This is a genomic window from Clostridium transplantifaecale (assembly GCF_900626075.1).
Lineage (GTDB): Bacteria > Bacillota > Clostridia > Lachnospirales > Lachnospiraceae > Otoolea > Otoolea transplantifaecalis.
Map to the genome: position 1 here is coordinate 242,173 of NZ_UYZY01000006.1, position 15,439 is coordinate 257,611.

At 49.3% G+C, this 15,439-nt stretch carries 12 protein-coding genes; 3 read left to right on the plus strand and 9 right to left on the minus strand.

The genetic code is table 11. From position 1 onward, the window contains the following. Positions 1-50 precede the first annotated feature (50 nt). Positions 51-737, minus strand: a complete 687-nt coding sequence (locus EJL91_RS20720; RefSeq protein ID WP_125143862.1) for a YczE/YyaS/YitT family protein — start codon at positions 735-737, stop codon at positions 51-53. A gap of 195 nt (positions 738-932) precedes the next feature. Between EJL91_RS20720 and EJL91_RS20725 the strand changes: the two genes are divergently transcribed. Next, positions 933-1,502: a PadR family transcriptional regulator gene (locus EJL91_RS20725; RefSeq protein WP_125143863.1), complete on the plus strand. Its 570-nt coding sequence runs from the start codon at positions 933-935 to the stop codon at positions 1,500-1,502. Between the two features lie 313 nt (positions 1,503-1,815). Here the strand turns inward: EJL91_RS20725 and EJL91_RS20730 are convergent, their stop codons facing one another. The 4 genes from EJL91_RS20730 to EJL91_RS20745 form a co-directional block, all read right to left on the minus strand. Next, positions 1,816-2,847: a hypothetical protein gene (locus tag EJL91_RS20730; RefSeq protein WP_125143864.1), complete on the minus strand. Its 1,032-nt coding sequence runs from the start codon at positions 2,845-2,847 to the stop codon at positions 1,816-1,818. Between the two features lie 113 nt (positions 2,848-2,960). Continuing rightward, complete coding sequence (locus EJL91_RS20735; RefSeq protein WP_125143865.1) at positions 2,961-4,517, minus strand: ABC-F family ATP-binding cassette domain-containing protein; 1,557 nt, start codon at positions 4,515-4,517, stop codon at positions 2,961-2,963. A 546-nt stretch (positions 4,518-5,063) separates the two neighbouring features. Continuing rightward, positions 5,064-6,236 carry an SAM-dependent methyltransferase gene (locus EJL91_RS20740; RefSeq protein WP_125143866.1) on the minus strand — a complete coding sequence of 391 codons (1,173 nt, stop codon included), beginning with the start codon at positions 6,234-6,236 and terminating at the stop codon, positions 5,064-5,066. 135 nt (positions 6,237-6,371) lie between these two features. Continuing rightward, complete coding sequence (locus tag EJL91_RS20745) at positions 6,372-9,005, minus strand: calcium-translocating P-type ATPase, PMCA-type (protein WP_125143867.1); 2,634 nt, start codon at positions 9,003-9,005, stop codon at positions 6,372-6,374. 516 nt (positions 9,006-9,521) lie between these two features. On the opposite strand from EJL91_RS20745, the gene EJL91_RS20750 reads away from it, so the two are divergent. Further along, a complete protein-coding gene (locus tag EJL91_RS20750; protein WP_125143868.1) occupies positions 9,522-10,541 on the plus strand; it encodes a putative ABC transporter permease in 1,020 nt (339 codons plus the stop codon). A gap of 152 nt (positions 10,542-10,693) precedes the next feature. Here EJL91_RS20750 and EJL91_RS20755 read toward each other — a convergent pair whose 3' ends face one another. Next, positions 10,694-11,353, minus strand: a complete 660-nt coding sequence (locus EJL91_RS20755; protein WP_125143869.1) for a YoaK family protein — start codon at positions 11,351-11,353, stop codon at positions 10,694-10,696. Positions 11,354-11,460: 107 nt separating this feature from the next. Here EJL91_RS20755 and EJL91_RS20760 point away from each other — a divergent pair, with 107 nt between their 5' ends. Beyond that, positions 11,461-12,360: a LysR family transcriptional regulator gene (locus tag EJL91_RS20760; protein WP_125143870.1), complete on the plus strand. Its 900-nt coding sequence runs from the start codon at positions 11,461-11,463 to the stop codon at positions 12,358-12,360. On the opposite strand, the gene citF is transcribed toward EJL91_RS20760, so the two are convergent. Genes citF through citD form a run of 3 tightly spaced genes read right to left on the minus strand, consistent with a single transcriptional unit; the run spans position 12,355 to position 15,132 of the window. Beyond that, on the minus strand, positions 12,355-13,926 hold the full coding sequence (gene citF / locus EJL91_RS20765) for a citrate lyase subunit alpha (protein WP_479723358.1): 1,572 nt from the start codon (positions 13,924-13,926) through the stop codon (positions 12,355-12,357). The two genes, EJL91_RS20760 and citF, sit on opposite strands and share 6 nt — an antisense overlap. Then, complete coding sequence (locus EJL91_RS20770; RefSeq protein WP_125143871.1) at positions 13,919-14,836, minus strand: HpcH/HpaI aldolase/citrate lyase family protein; 918 nt, start codon at positions 14,834-14,836, stop codon at positions 13,919-13,921. Before EJL91_RS20770 ends, citF begins: the two co-directional genes overlap by 8 nt. Then, on the minus strand, positions 14,821-15,132 hold the full coding sequence (citD, locus tag EJL91_RS20775; RefSeq protein WP_125143872.1) for a citrate lyase acyl carrier protein: 312 nt from the start codon (positions 15,130-15,132) through the stop codon (positions 14,821-14,823). The genes EJL91_RS20770 and citD overlap by 16 nt, the downstream gene beginning before the upstream one ends. Between the last annotated feature and the right edge of the window lie 307 nt (positions 15,133-15,439).

Below are 15,439 nucleotides of genomic sequence, written 5' to 3' on the forward strand. Positions count from 1 at the left end.
TCCGGCTGCATTTCCCATCGTGCCGGCCTGTTATTTATATTTTTATGGTTTTATATGTTTTCGGCATCATGTCCAACGTTTCCGCTCTGTCCGCAGACAGGAACCGCAAAGAGTGCGTTAAAAAGAAATCCAAGCCTGCTCCCTATAAATCTTGCAATAAACCCAACCAGAACGGCGGCAATAACCGTCCCCTCCCTGACCCCCGATATCCTGCCGGCCAGCAGAAGAGATAATACCCCCGCGCCAATTGTCATTGAAACATCAAATGCAACCTTCGTCAGGCCAAATTCCCGTTTCCAGCGAAATACAATCGAGCGCACCAGTGACTCCCCGGGAAGCATGACAACGTCGGCCAGAATCTCCATATAAACGCCGGTACCAAGAACCAGGCATCCAATCACCAGACAAAAGAATTTCATTCCGTATAACTCCGGTTGCAGAAAACTCAGCAGAGCCATACATAAATCAATAAAAATACCAAATGCAAATGCGACCGGAATCTGAAGAATATGTTCAAATTTGAAATTCTTTTGCAGAATCATAAGCTGAAGCCAGATTAATAGCAGACTGAACAGCACGGTAAATGTTCCCAGCGACAGGGAAAAGTTCATACTCAGTACATACGGTATGGAGGATATTGGGGAAGTCCCCAAATTCGCCTTCGTTACTAAACTGACTCCCAGGGAATTCACAAGCAGCCCCAGTATAAAAATGATATATCGTTTTGTCTTTTCCATCTTATCCACCCTCTTAAAATCTTTCTGTCTTTATTTGTCTGCTGTAAAATGTCTTTCTGTTTTTATAGTAACACCGCCTCTCTAACATGTCAATATAGACATGTTTAAAAATACATGTATTAAATCTGGATTTAATTGTGCATCTATGCTATACTTTTTATAACAACTCCTCTTATGAAAGGACGGCGATCGATTATGGGAACCTTACAATATGCAATACTCGGCCTTCTTAACCGCAAAGACATGACCGGATATGATTTATCAAAAGAATTTGAGGCCAATCTTTCCGAATTCTGGAGCGCCAAACACAGCCAGATTTACCCGGAACTTAAGGCTCTGACTGATAATAAACTCGTGGAATTTAAAACTGAGATTTCAGGAAATGTGTTGGAGAAAAAGTTATATACGATTACCGATGCGGGAAAAGATAAATTACTGGAATGGGAAAAAACATTCTGCAAAATGAAGCCGGTACCAAAAGATGAATTTAAACTGCAGCTATTCTTTTCCGACTGCCTTCCTGCCGGACAAAGAATACTGCTGCTGCAAAATCAGCTTTCCCAGCATCGGGAGCGTCTGATTCATCTCAAAAATAACTCGGAAAAGTTTGCTTCCGTCTCCAGGCTGGACGAAGCTGAATTTAGTGATTATATGGTGCTTTTAGGTGCGATCACACGGGAAGAAGGCACCTGTAACTGGTTAGAAACATGTATTCAGCTGTGTACCGAACGCTGCAAAAGGAATGACGGTTATTCCCCTAAATAAAAGAATTCCATCCGCTTTATCCAGGCGGATTTTTCGCCATAAGATGTTTTAATTTTTTTATATATTAATAGTTTATTCTTTTTCAATACTTTTTAGGATTTTTTTATGGAATGTCCATACTTTCAACATAATTTACTGGCATAATATAAACATGAAAGTTAATTAAACTTTTTCATACTCATACCGGATGGTAATAACCGTCCGGCCCCCCTAAGCCAATTTCTTTTTTATATATACCTACCATTCCCAATTAAGAAAAGCAGACCTCCATCGGGCAACACCGATGGAGGTTCTGCTTTTCTTATTGATATGCCTATTGATGTACCACCTGCGCGGACTCTTCCATCCGTTCATCGGCCTCCAGCCAGACAGAGTACATGCCGTCATACGGATATCCGTATAGATACCAGTCGTCGCCATACAGCCACAGCTCATCGTCATAATCTTCCGGATCCATACCAGGAAGAGTGCGCAGCGCTTCCTCCATCTCCTTTGCGGTTATACTTCTCACCGAATCGGAATCATCCATGATTTCTCCCAGCCTCATTGCCCATGATGTAACGAAATCAATATCGCTTCCGGAAATATAGAAATAGTGAACACGGCCGGTCGATGTGTCATAATTCAGCTCTATTTCACCGCCTGCCCCGGGGCTGGCCTCTTTGACATGGTATTTGTTCCCGCTTACGAAGGAAGTCTCCACGCGGCCGTCATCGTAAACATATTTCCGGTTGTCACTGTAACGCTCTATTTTTACCTCAATGCTGCCGAATTCGGAAATAAAATCGTCAATCGCTTCCTCGGCCCCGGTAACGGTTAACCCGGAATGGGAATACCAGTCGCAGTCCGATTCTGCCGCCCTGGCCTCTTCCTCGCTCACCTCATATTCCTGGTACGTGCTGCCGTACCCGTCGTCCCAGTTATCTCCTCCGTCAGGCAGCTCCAGGATAAAACCGTCGCCGCCCGTTCCGTAGGGAACTCTCGGCTCTGCAAATATCACTCCTATTATCACAACCGCTGTCAATGCCGTGGCGATGATGACCGACGGAGGAAATCCGCCCCGCTGTCTCCCTCCTGCCGGATGATATCTCTGTGTTTCCGCCCTCCTGTATACTTGTCCCGGCGTTTTTTGCGGCATTTCTTCCCCGGGGGAAATATCGTCATACTGTCTTTCGCCCCCCGCCGGTGATTCTTTCACAGAGTAAGGGGATGCGTCGCCGCGGCTTTCATTCAGGTTATAGTTTCGCCCCTCGTATCTCGGCTGCCATACTATCTTCCTGCAGACCGGACAGAAGTTTCCCGGCTTAAGTTCTGTATCACAGACCGGGCAGATTTTCTTTTTCATCCCTCTTCCCCTCCTCTACTGTAAGACGGTTTACGGTGTTTGAACCGACGGTTCTAATGCCACCGCCAGCATTTCCCGCTCTGCTTATTTAAACTTTTCTGATTTTTCCGGCGTTACTGGATTTTCAGGCTCCACTGGCTGCAGTCCCAGATTTTTGTGGCAAAACCCTCGTAAAAGTCAGGTTCATGGCAGATTAAAACAATATTACCCTTGTATTCCGTCAGGGCGCGTTTTAACTCTTCCTTTGCCTCCACATCCAGATGATTAGTCGGCTCGTCCAGAAGAAGCAGGTTTGACTCCCTGTTAATCAGTTTACATAACCTTACCTTCGCCTGCTCACCGCCGCTCAGAACCCGGACCTGGCTCTCGATATGTTTGGTAGTAAGGCCGCATTTTGCCAGGGCGGAACGAACCTGATACTGGGTATAGGAAGGAAATTCCTTCCAGATCTCCTCAATACAGGTAGTCGTATTACCCGGAGCCATCTCCTGCTCAAAATATCCGATATAGAGATAGTCACCCAAAGTCACCTTACCCTCCAGGGCGGGTATCAGTCCGAGAATGCTCTTTAAAAGCGTAGTTTTACCAATTCCGTTGGCGCCGGTCAGAACAATCTTCTCACCGCGCTCCATATAGAGGTCGAGCGGTTTGGAAAGCGGCTCATCGTATCCGATTACCAGTCCCTCTGTCTCAAAAATGCATTTTCCCGTGGCTCTTGCCTCCAGGAAATGGAATTCCGGCTTTGGTTTTTCCCTTGCCAGCTCAATCACATCCATCTTGTCCAGCTTCTTCTGGCGTGACATTGCCATATTTCTCGTGGCAACTCTGGCCTTATTTCTTGCAACAAAATCCTGGAGCTGGGAAATTTCCTGCTGCTGTTTCTTATAAGCAGCTTCCAGCTGGCTCTTCCTCACCTCATACACTTCCTGGAACTTATCATAATCTCCCACATACCGGTCAAGGCGCTGGTTTTCCATGTGGTAAATGATATTGATTACGCTGTTCAGGAACGGAATGTCATGGGAAATCAGAATAAAGGCATTTTCATATTCCAGCAGGTAGCGTTTCAGCCATTCAATGTGCTGTACATCCAGATAGTTGGTCGGCTCGTCCAGGAGCAGGATATCCGGCTTCTCCAGGAGAAGTTTACCCAGAAGGACCTTGGTTCTCTGGCCTCCGCTCAGATCGGTTACATCCTTGTCCAGACCGATGTCCGTAAGTCCCAGGGCGCGTCCGACCTCCTCCACCTTGGCATCGATGGAATAGAAGTCGTGGTTCATCAAAAGGTCCTGGATAGTTCCCAGTTCCTCCATCATCGCATTCATCTCATCCTCAGGCGCATCACCCAGGTGATCGCAGATGTCGTTCATCTGTCCCTCCAGTTCAAACAGGAAGGCGAATGCATTCTTTAGAACATCCCTGATTGTCATTCCCTTTTCCAGAACCGTATGCTGATCCAGATAACCGATGCGGACCCTCTTGGCCCACTCTACTTTCCCCTCATCCGGCTGCAGTTTGCCGGTGATAATATTCATGAACGTGGATTTTCCTTCTCCGTTCGCTCCGATCAGGCCGATATGCTCCCCTTTCAGCAGCCGGAAAGATACATCCTGAAAAATTGCTCTGTCGCCAAATCCGTGGCTCAAATGTTCTACGTTTAAAATACTCATTTTATAAACTCCTCGATTTATATCAGGGACAGACCCCCGCTAATTGGGGATTCCGGCGCCTGTTTTTTTCTTTTTTGGGTTTCCACCTCACCATTCTACATGACAAAGCGGGATGATGCAAGTGGGAATGATGATTGGGACGGGGGTGAGTGGGAGGCGATGAGTCTTCAGGGTGCACAGACGGCCCGGCGGGGGATACGGGCAGAAAAGATTTCCTATGGGAACCGCTCCCGCCGGACCGCCTGCGCACCCTGAAGACGCCTAGGCTAATGTCCCCCGTCCCCGGCCGGGAGCGGCTGTGTTACCTGCTGTTATAGGAATGGGATTTGTAGAAAATTATGGATATGTGGACGTTAAAAAATAGGTCGGGGGATTAAAAAAACTCCCGGTGGGGAGTTTTTTATAAATCGTAAGCTGTGTCTTACGATCGGGGATTTAATTCTATTGGAAAAACGTTTCTATAATAGCGCTCCAGGTACATCGTGCGTTTTGAGATTTCAATATGGGCAGGCCCTGGTACAGGCAGCGTTTTATTACGCTTTTTCCCTAATACCACCGCACCGGCGACAGCTCATTATTCACACCTTTGGACACAAGAATCTGATGCAGATCAATAATCCCATTGTGGAAAGTTGCCGCACAGGAGCAGAGATAAAGTTCCCACATCCTGGCAAACTTTTCGTCAAACATTTCTTTCACCTCGTCAATGTGTTCCCTGTAATTCTGTTCCCAGCATCGGAGCGTTTTATTATAATGCAGGCGCAGGTTCTCCACGTCCAGTGTGTGGAAATTGTCCTCACAAAGGCAGAAAAGCATTTCCCTGAGGCTCGGCACGACTCCGCCAGGGAATATATATTTTTTGATCCACGGGTCTCCCGGATACTCTTTCAGGCCGCTGATAAAGTGGAGAAGAAACAGGCCGCCCGGTTTCAGGACGCTGTTTACGCAGTCCGTGAAAAGCTGGTAATTTCCTCTTCCCACATGCTCCACCATGCCGACGCTCACCGCCCTGTCAAAGCTCAGTCCCGTCTCGGGCAGATCCCGGTAATCCATCAGTTTTACCGTCAATAGATCCTCCAGCCCCTCCTCGCTGATCCGGCGGGAGAACTCACGGTACTGTTCCTCGCTGAGGGTGATTCCCGTTCCTTTGACGCGGTACTGTTTTGCGGCGCGTATCAGCAGATATCCCCAGCCGCACCCAATGTCCACAAGACTCATTCCCTCTTTCAGACAGAGCTTGCTCAGGATGTAATCCACCTTGTTCTCCTGGGCCTGCTGCAGCGTGTCGTCCTCATTCCTAAAATATCCGCAGGAGTAGCTCATCGTCTCATCCAGCCAGAGCTTGTAGAATTCATTGCCGATATCGTAGTGGCTCGTCACTTCCGTTTTCTGGCTCTTTCGGGACAGAGCCGGATAGAGGAGTTTTTTCAGTCCCTTCCTGTCCGTGGAGAATTTTCCCATCTGTCCCAGGAAATGATCCAGCGCGTGGTAGAGATCTCCCTCTATATCGAGAGCCCCCTCCATATATGCCTCCCCCAGCGCCAGCGACGTGCTGGAGGCCAGATTTGTAAGCGGAATAGGCTGCTTGATGCTGACTGCAAATTCCGGCTCCCCTTCCCCCACGCTGAATTCTTTTCCGTCTACTTTTATCAGAAACGGGTGCTCTGAAAAACGTTTCATAAAGTTCACCATTACATTTTCTTCCAGTTCCCTGACCATTTTAGTTCCACCTTTCTTTCCGGTTCCTTTTTCTAACAGTTTTTCCAGGAAGAAAGATTTTATTCCGGACGGGAAAGGGATTCTAAAATATTAACGCAGCCTGTTTATGACCGCTTTGCTCTCAGCTTCATCATTCTATGCCCTCTTAAGCAGCTTTGCCAGCTCTGATATAAGTATAACGGAACATCCCAGAAGCACAATCCGCACCCACATGAACCCGGGCAGCGGCACCGTGCCGAAAAAAGCGCCGCCATACTGAGTGATGATAACCTGAAGTCCGAAGGTCAGGGCAAAGATTCCCAGCATCAGCCGGTTGGAAGCCATATTCTTTAAGATGCTTTTATTCCCCAGCTCGCGGCTGTTAAAGGCATTGAACAACTGGAACACCACAAACAGCGTGAACAGGATGGTAGGGAGCTGTTCCTCCGTCCCTCCCAGAAAATTAGTCCAGTGCTGGGCCATAAATACCACGGAAATAAATATACCGTTGACCAGAATCCTCGAGAGCATTCCCCGTGAAACGATGTTGGAATCGCGCCGTGTGGGTTTCCTGTCCATCAGATCGCCCCTGATCGGCTCCAGCCCCAGTGTCAGCGCAGGCGGGCCGTCCATGATAATATTAATCCATAAAAGCTGAAGAGCCGTAAAGGGCGCCATAAATCCGGAAAGAATAGACGCCAGCACTACAATAACCGAGGACAGGTTCACCGTGAGCTGGAACTGGATAAAACGCTGGAAATTTTCATAGATTCCGCGTCCCCACTGGACGGCCTTCACGATTGTGGAAAAGCTGTCGTCCAGCAGGACAATATCGCTGGCCTCTTTAGACACCTCCGTACCTGAGATCCCCATTGCCACTCCGACGTCTGCGTTCTTAATAGCCGGAGCGTCGTTGATGCCGTCTCCGGTGACCGCCACCACATTACCCAGCGATTTGAGCGCATTTACCACTCTCATCTTGATGACAGGCGTACTCCTGGCAATTACGCCGATTCCCGGAAGCGCCGCTGCCAGCTCCTCCTCCGAAAGTCCTTCAATCTCGCCCGCTTCCACAGCCGTGTGGGAATCATCGAGAAGGCCCAGCTCCCCTGCAATCGCCCTGGCCGTCACAATATTGTCGCCGGTCAGCATTTTCAGGTCAATGCCCGCCGCACGGCAGCGCACGGCCGCCTGATAAACATCATCCCTGAGAGGATCCGTGATTGCCGCAAATCCGTCGAACACCATCTCCGATTCAATTCCGGCCCGCTCCGTTTCAAAATCGGGTTCCACGTCCAGGTTCTTATGGGCAAATCCGATGACGCGGCAGGCTTTTGACTGAAATTCCACAATCTGTGCCTCCGCCTCACGCCTCTCCTTCTCTCCCATCCCGCACATGGACATGATTTTTTCCGGACTGCCCTTACTGTATGCAAGACAGACTTTGCCGTCCGCGATCACGGTTGTCATGTTTTTGCTCTCCGAGGTAAACGGATACCTGTGGATAATCTCTGCGCCGGAACGCATTTGCCTGTAATCATATCCCGCTTTTCCGGCAGCCGCCAGAAGGGAACATTCCGTAGGATTACCGATGAATTCCACCCGCCCGTCTTCCCGCCTGAGATCCGCAGTGGAGTTGATGCAGAAGTTTTCCAGTAAATCGCGATCCGTCAGTTCATCCGGCTCTACCAGCATCCCATGAAAAAATACATCCGTCACCGTCATTTTATTTTTTGTCAGGGTTCCTGTCTTATCGGAACAAATCACATTGATGCAGCCAACTGTCTCACAGGCGATCATTTTCTTCACCAGGGCGTTCTGTTTTGACATCTTGATGATATTGACCGCCAGGGATACGGCGACGATGGTCGGCAGGCCCTCCGGCACGGCCGCGACTATCAGGACAATACTGGTGATAAAAGCCTCCGAAACCGTATCGAGCGATGCTGTGCCGTTTGAGATAAAGATAAAAAGCTGGAGAAGAAAAACGGCCGCGGCCGCGGTGGTTCCCAGGACCGTAATGTTTTTTCCCAGGCGGGCCATCTTTTCCTGAAGCGGCGTCGTACTTTTGTCCACGGAAGAAAGCTCCCCTGCTATTTTTCCGAATTCCGTATGATCACCGACTCCGGTTACCACCATCCTGCCGCTGCCCTCCGTGATAAAACATCCCGAGTAGAGCATATTGCTGCGCTCGGCAACCGGCGTCATTTCATCGGTAAAAATAGCCTGAGCGTCTTTTTTTACAGGCATACTCTCACCGGTCAGGACCGATTCGTCCGCCATCAGCGCCGTGCTCTCCAAAAGTCTTCCGTCCGCGGGCAGTTTATCCCCCGTCTCTATGTACAGGATATCGCCGGCCACCACATCCTTCTGCGGAATCATTCTGATTTCCCCGTTCCGCATGGCCCTTACCTGTGCATCCTCTCCAATCCGGCTCAGGGTTTCGAATGCTTTTGCACTTTTGCCCTCCATAAACACCGTAATCACGACGGACAGGGAAATGGCGGCAAAAATACCGACGCATTCAAGAAAATCAGCCTCACCTCCGGTGTAATATCTCGCTGCATTGACTCCCAGAGTAATAAAACCTGCGAGAATCAGCATGATAATCATCGGCTCGGAAGATGCTGCCAGGATCCTGTGAAAAAGAGATTCCGGTTTTTCCCTTGTAAAGCGGTTTGCGCCGTAAACCTCCCGGTTTTTCTTTGCCTGTTCCTCTGTCAGTCCTCTGCCTGGATCACTCTTAAGACAGACCACCAGCTCTTCGCTGTTTCTTGTAAATTCACTCATACCAGGTTACCTCCTTTGATTTTCGAAACCTGCTCCGAGAGCCTTTTTGTATCGCAGGTTATCTTCCCATGACACAAAAAAAGACCCAAATACAGCCCTCCAGGCCATACATGGATCTTCATGAAAATAAAAAAAGACTGGTGTATGGCTAAAAAGCTATACATGAGTCTCGTTATTTAAGACAAGCCAGACCGCTTCCGGTCAGTATGTTGACTTGCCACGCATACTGCGCTTACTACTCCCTCACGGGTGATTTTCAATTGTTTTCCTATCGTAACAGAGGAGCCTTCATTTGTCAAGTTATTTACAGGAAAAAGCACAACCCTGGCAAGTCCTTTATTCTATTTTTCCCTTTTAACAGAAAATATGGAAGTTTTCTTTCGTTCATTATTTTAAACGCCCCCTTGAACTTGTGGAAAAAATTATATATGATAGAAAAGATTACAGTGTTTGTCATAATACGACAGAAATCATCATAACCGCCCTGACACAGGGCAGAAACCGGGAGTGACTTGTATGTATACTTATAATTGGTACCAATGGTTGGCCTTCTTCTATATATATTGTTTCTTTGGGTGGATTTTTGAATCTACCTACGTTTCACTGAAAAAAAGACACTTTGTAAACCGGGGATTCCTGCGTATTCCCATGCTGCCGCTCTATGGCTCCGGCGCCGTCATGATGCTGTGGGTTTCCCTGCCGTTTAAAGATAACCTGTTTCTCGTGTATCTATCCGGTGTGATCGCCGCTACCGCGCTCGAATATGTGACCGGATATGTAATGGAGCAGCTCTTTAAAATCCGTTACTGGGATTACAGCAACCAGAAATTCCAGATACATGGATATATCTGCCTGTCTTCCTCCATCGCCTGGGGCTTTCTCACCATATTGATGACGGAAGTCATTCACGAACCGATTGCCAGGATCGTGCTCGATTTTAACCCGAATATCCTGCTGTTCTGCGTTTTCATCGTAACTATGATGTTCACCGCCGATGCCTATGAGTCTACTAAGGAGGCCCTGGCTCTCGGAAAGTCCCTGGAAGCCATGACAAAGCTGAAGGCGGAGATGGAGGATCTCCAGGCCCGCATTGCGGCGCTGAAGGAAGAAGCGGCCGAACACGTATCTGCCGTCAGGGAGGGCACGGCCGAAAGGCTGGCTAATGCAAAAGAAGAAACGGCTGAAATACTGGCTGCCGCCAAAGAAGTTTCGGCCGAACGGCTGACCGCCGCCAGAGAAGTTTCGGCCGAAAAGCTGGCCGCCGCCAAAGAAGCTTCATCTGAACGGCTGACCGCCGCCAAAGAAGCTTCGGCCGAACGGCTGGCCGCCGTCCGGGAGGGCACACGTGAGAAGCTGGCTCTGCTTACAGGCCAGTTAGAGGAAGTAGCGGAACGCCGGCACAACCTGCTGCCGAAAAACAGCTTCCGCCACTTCTACCGCAGGGGTCTGCTGAGAGGTAACCCGGGAGCCGTATCCACCAAATTTTCCGCTGCACTGAAAGAACTTAAAGAGCAGCTTCAGGAATTGAACGATTAGCAGTGAACTGTACGTTCCATTGCAAAACACTTTCACTGCTGCAGAAGAAAAAGCCGGAGACTACTCTCCGACTTTTTCATTATCCGTTATTATTTTTCTTTGTTATTTTTCTTTTCCGCTTTAATATTACCCGGCTCCAAACCGTTTTCCCTTCAGCCCGCCATCTTTTTCTTCAATACGCGGACCCTGGCGCTCTTCATTTCGATCAGGGTCAAAGCTGCGCCAAGCGGAATCAGGCAGGACCAGATGCCGGCGATCTGCCATTCGCTGACTGCAAGGAAGCCGCCCAGCACACCGATCTGGAAGGAAATAAGCGTAGCTGCATAGAATATCGCTTTTTCTTTTTCCTTCGCTTCTTTTGTCCTGACATAGTCCGTGAGGGCCAGTACCATCTGTTTCAGGTTGTTGGTTGAAAACGTCGTGGCGCTGTTGTATCCTCTTGCTCCGCTGAAGACGCCCCACTGGAACGCCGAAACCGCGAAAATCGGGTACAGTGCAACCACGTTGTTCATCTCGGCCGGCAGAAATCCCGCCAGGGCCACCCCCGTAATTTCGACCCAGATACAAATTCTTCTGATGTCACCCTTCACATACTTCGGCAGCAGATATGCGGCAATCATCGACGCAATGAAAATCATCAGGGCGATCACGCGTATCACCATCTCCTGAAAACTTCCGCCAAACCAGCCCGTAACCAGATAAATCAGGTTTCCTGTCTGGGCGGAACCGAAGTTTCCGCCTCGCAGCAATATTGTATAGACGCCTAAAAAGCCTCCTATATAAGACATAATATAATGCAGTGTTGTATCCATTTTACCCTTTTCCTTCTAAATTTGTGTTTTTATCATAATACCACATTGACGGATTTATTTAAAATACATATAATATCACTATTATCATATAAAAAAGGTATCGTAAAATGGAACTTAGAACTTTAAAATATTTTCTTACCGTTGCCGCCGAACTGAATATCACCCATGCTGCACACAAGCTCAACATCTCCCAGCCGCCCTTAAGCAGACAACTGAGCCAGCTGGAGGAAGAACTTGGGGTTCAGCTTTTCGTGCGAGGAAAACGGAAAATCCAGCTGACCGAGGAGGGGAAATACCTGGCTCAGCAGGCGGAACACATTCTCAATCTGGCGGAGCACACCGCAAAACAGCTTAACCTGATGAAACAGGAAACCGTCAAAGGAACCCTGCTGCTTGGCGTCACCGAGACGTGCAGCGCCAGTGTCCTGCCCGCCATTCTTCCCGGTTTTAAGACGCTGTACCCGCAAATCAGCTATGACATATGGTGCGGAAACAGCAACGACGTCTGCCGCCGCATCAAGGAGGGTATTGCCGATATCGGAATCGTGCGGGCGCCGCTGGAACAGCAGAAATTTGAAACTGTCTTTTTGAAGACGGAGACATGGATTGCCATTGTCAGCAAAAATCATCCCCTTGCTAAAGAGGCATGCGTCTCGCTGGAACGGCTCAGCCGTGAACCGCTGTTCATTCCCTCCCGCCAGCCGCTTCAGCGTGAAATCCTGAACTGGTTCAGCTCCGCCTCGGAAAGCTACCAGATATTTGCGCTTTATAACCAGCTGGCAGGAATTATCCCCCTGATTGCCCAGAATACAGGGGTTGCCATCTGCCCGGAATCCGTCAAGCTCTATACGGACGACCGGAGGCTGGCCTATTTAAAAATCACCGAACCGGAGCCAACCTCCCATCTCTATATGATTTGCGGACGTAACAGACTGCTCCCGGCCGGAGCCAAAGCGTTCTGGAATTACGTGAAACAGTCCTTCTCTGAGGCGGATGAACCATTATAAATCATCCGGCCTCTTAATCTCATGGATTACATCCAGAACCGTTCCGTCCCTGTACTCGACGATGCAGGTAATCTTATCCGTGCATTCGATTGGCTTGGGTGTTCCTGTCATCCCCTCGGCGATTAGCCGGAGTTCTTCGATGGTAACCAGCTTCAGATTCGTCTTTTCAAGATCTTCCTTCAATTCCTGATAATTTTTATGCCTCGGATTCAGGGCAATGCCGGCTTCCGTAATAACAACGGCCACCGTATCTCCCGGCGTGCAGCAGGTAAATACCCTTTTCACTACCGACGGGATACGTCCTCTGACAATTGGCAGCACTACAATGGAAATCTGTGCCCCAGCCGCCACATCAGGCCCGCCGCCGAGTCCTCCCATCATCTCTCCGCTGCAGCCGGTCAGGATGTTGACGTTAAAATCCGTGTCCACTTCCAGAGCCGCCAGGACTCCGAACGTCTCCCGGTTCAGCATGCATCCCTTCCTGCCCGGATTGGCATAGAGAGAGTTATCAATTTCAATAATACCCGGATAGTCTACAATCGCTTTCGCAGCCACGGCGTCAAACGACTGAGAACAGGCCACGGTGCGGACAAGGCCTTTTTCATGCATCTCCACGATTGCCGCCGGAATTCCGCCCAGGGCCATGGAGGCCTTTACGCCTCTCTCCTCCATCTTTTCTTCCAGATATTTTGTGCAGGCAATACTGATAGCGCCGGCTCCTGTCTGGAATACAAAGCCGTCGGTAAAACGCCTCGATGCGGCTATCACTTCAGCCGCCCTCTTTGCTATCAGAAGATCCCTGGGATTTTTCGTCACTCTCGCCGCCCCGGCGCCTATCTTAGCCGTATCTCCGATGGAATCCACTACCACCACATAGTCCACATACTCCTGTGAAATGCTGATCGGGATACAGGGGTATTCCACCAGGTTATCGGTAACGATAATCACTTTTTCCGCGGTCATCGCATCGATAAAGGAATAGCCAAGCGCCCCGCAGGCATTGGGTCCTACAAGGCCCGTCGCATTGCCGTAATCATCGGCCGCAGAGGCTCCGATAAAAGCCACGTCAACCGACAGCTCTCCCGCCTCAATCGCCCTCGGCCTTGCACCGTGGGGACGGAGAATCACCGGTTCCTCCATCACGCCGTCCAGTACGGCGTCTCCCAGCTCTCCCCTGATTCCGCTTGCTTCGATACGCACGATTGTGCCGTCCTTTACAAAATCCACGATGGACGGATTCTTGATATTTACCACTGCACTGGGCGCAAATTTAAGGCCTTTGATCCCCAAATCTTTGATTGCCGTCAAAACCTGGCCGATAATCTGATCTCCCTCGCGGAAGCTGTGATGGAACGATATCGTCATTCCGTCTTTCAGCCCGCTTGCTATAATCGCCTCTTTTAAGCCCGGCTGCAGCTTCTGGTCTCCCGGTCTCACCGTGGACAGACGTCTGGCCGACGCCACCGGCTTTTCCGAAGAACAGTCGCCTTCGATGCCTGTATAAGGTTTCACTTTGTAGTTCCCTATCATTTCAGGAAGCTCTCTTCCCACTGCATTCTTAATCAAGGTACTCACCTCCCACGTTCATTCCGGCTGCCCTGGCCTTTTCAAGTGTTGCCTTCGCGCGCAGCTCCATCGGTTTATCGAGCATACTGCCGTCCAGCGTGATGACGCCCTTCCCCTTCTGCTTTCCTTCCTCCAGAGTCTGAAGCACTCTCATCGCGTAGCGCACCTCCTTCTCGCTTGGAGCAAAACAGGTATTGACTGCCTCAATCTGCCTTGGATGGATCACCGTTTTACCGTCGAATCCCAGATTCCTTGACAGCGCGGCGTCCTCTTTAAGACCCTCCATATCGTTAATATTGGAAAATACGATATCGAGTGCGTCGATTCCTGCTTCGCGGCATGCCAGAAGAACGGCATTTCTTGCATAAAATACCTCCATGCCGGTTCTGGTCCTGACTGCTCCCATGCTGGCGGTAAAATCCTCCGCCCCAAGAGCCATCGCCTCCACACGCGGATCCGCAAGGGCAATCTCCCTGGCATTCAGGACGCCCATATAGGATTCAATATTACACCATAGCCTGGTGGTTCCTTCTTCAATTCCCGCTTTTTTCTCAATCTCCGCTATCTTTAAGGAAATAGATTTTACCTCTCTTCCATATTCCACCTTGGGAATACGGATGGCATCCGGCCTGGCCCGTACCACAGCCTCCAGATCCTCCTCAATATGTTCGGAGTAGATGCCGTTTACACGGACCACCACATATTTATCCTTTGGTCTGTGGTAACGCAGGGTATTGCAGACCAAAAACCGGGCCGAGTCCTTCTCCGCCGCCGATACGGAGTCTTCCAGATCGTAAACGATGCAGTCTTCCTCATAGAATGCCGCCTGTATCATGTTGACCGGGCTGGATGCGCTGGCATAGAGGGATGTCCTTTTTAAGCTGCTTTTCTTTGTCAGGCTGTTTTCCATAATGCGTCCTCCTTTGACCAGTCGTATTTCTCCCCGGAAGCGCGGAGAATCACGGCCTGCATTCTGGAACGTATCACGCAGTCCAGCGCTCCCTTATCAACCAGGCTGACTTCGGCGTCCTCCACCCCAAACTCCTCCAGAACCTCTCTCACCGTTTTCAAAATTTCATCACCAAAAATAGTTTTTACAACACTGTCCAGTTCAATTTCTATTCCTTTTCCTTCATTTGGCCTGATTGTAATCTGCACATCACTGGATTCCAGCGTGCCGCAGACGGCCGGCTTGTTAATCATCATAGTGTTTCCCTCCGAAAAATGATACTGCCGTGCTCTTGAACAGCCTGGTTTTGCCGCTTCCGGCTGAATTTCCAGGCTTATTTTTTATTTCTTATTTCTTAATTTCTTATTTCTAAGTATAGCAGGTTATATTTATAATTAAAAATATCAAAATAAGATACATATCATAAGTAATTCATATGTATCTAAATATTATTAGTCTCACCTCAGGCAAACCGCCCGTTTCTGTGCATTGCAAAGCGTGATGTTCGCAGCACAGCTGCTTTTAACTGGGGTGAACAGCAGCAGCCGCCCAGAAGCGGCAAAA

Excerpts from the sequence above, each read along its gene's own strand:
- citD (WP_125143872.1), bottom strand. The coding sequence starts at position 15,132 with ATGATGATTAACAAGCCGGCCGTCTGCGGCACGCTGGAATCCAGTGAT.
- EJL91_RS20745 (WP_125143867.1), bottom strand. The coding sequence starts at position 9,005 with ATGAGTGAATTTACAAGAAACAGCGAAGAGCTGGTGGTCTGTCTTAAG.
- EJL91_RS20740 (WP_125143866.1), bottom strand. The coding sequence starts at position 6,236 with ATGGTCAGGGAACTGGAAGAAAATGTAATGGTGAACTTTATGAAACGT.
- EJL91_RS20760 (WP_125143870.1), top strand. The coding sequence starts at position 11,461 with ATGGAACTTAGAACTTTAAAATATTTTCTTACCGTTGCCGCCGAACTG.
- EJL91_RS20725 (WP_125143863.1), top strand. The coding sequence starts at position 933 with ATGGGAACCTTACAATATGCAATACTCGGCCTTCTTAACCGCAAAGAC.
- EJL91_RS20735 (WP_125143865.1), bottom strand. The coding sequence starts at position 4,517 with ATGAGTATTTTAAACGTAGAACATTTGAGCCACGGATTTGGCGACAGA.
- EJL91_RS20720 (WP_125143862.1), bottom strand. The coding sequence starts at position 737 with ATGGAAAAGACAAAACGATATATCATTTTTATACTGGGGCTGCTTGTG.
- EJL91_RS20750 (WP_125143868.1), top strand. The coding sequence starts at position 9,522 with ATGTATACTTATAATTGGTACCAATGGTTGGCCTTCTTCTATATATAT.
- EJL91_RS20755 (WP_125143869.1), bottom strand. The coding sequence starts at position 11,353 with ATGGATACAACACTGCATTATATTATGTCTTATATAGGAGGCTTTTTA.
- EJL91_RS20770 (WP_125143871.1), bottom strand. The coding sequence starts at position 14,836 with ATGGAAAACAGCCTGACAAAGAAAAGCAGCTTAAAAAGGACATCCCTC.
- EJL91_RS20730 (WP_125143864.1), bottom strand. The coding sequence starts at position 2,847 with ATGAAAAAGAAAATCTGCCCGGTCTGTGATACAGAACTTAAGCCGGGA.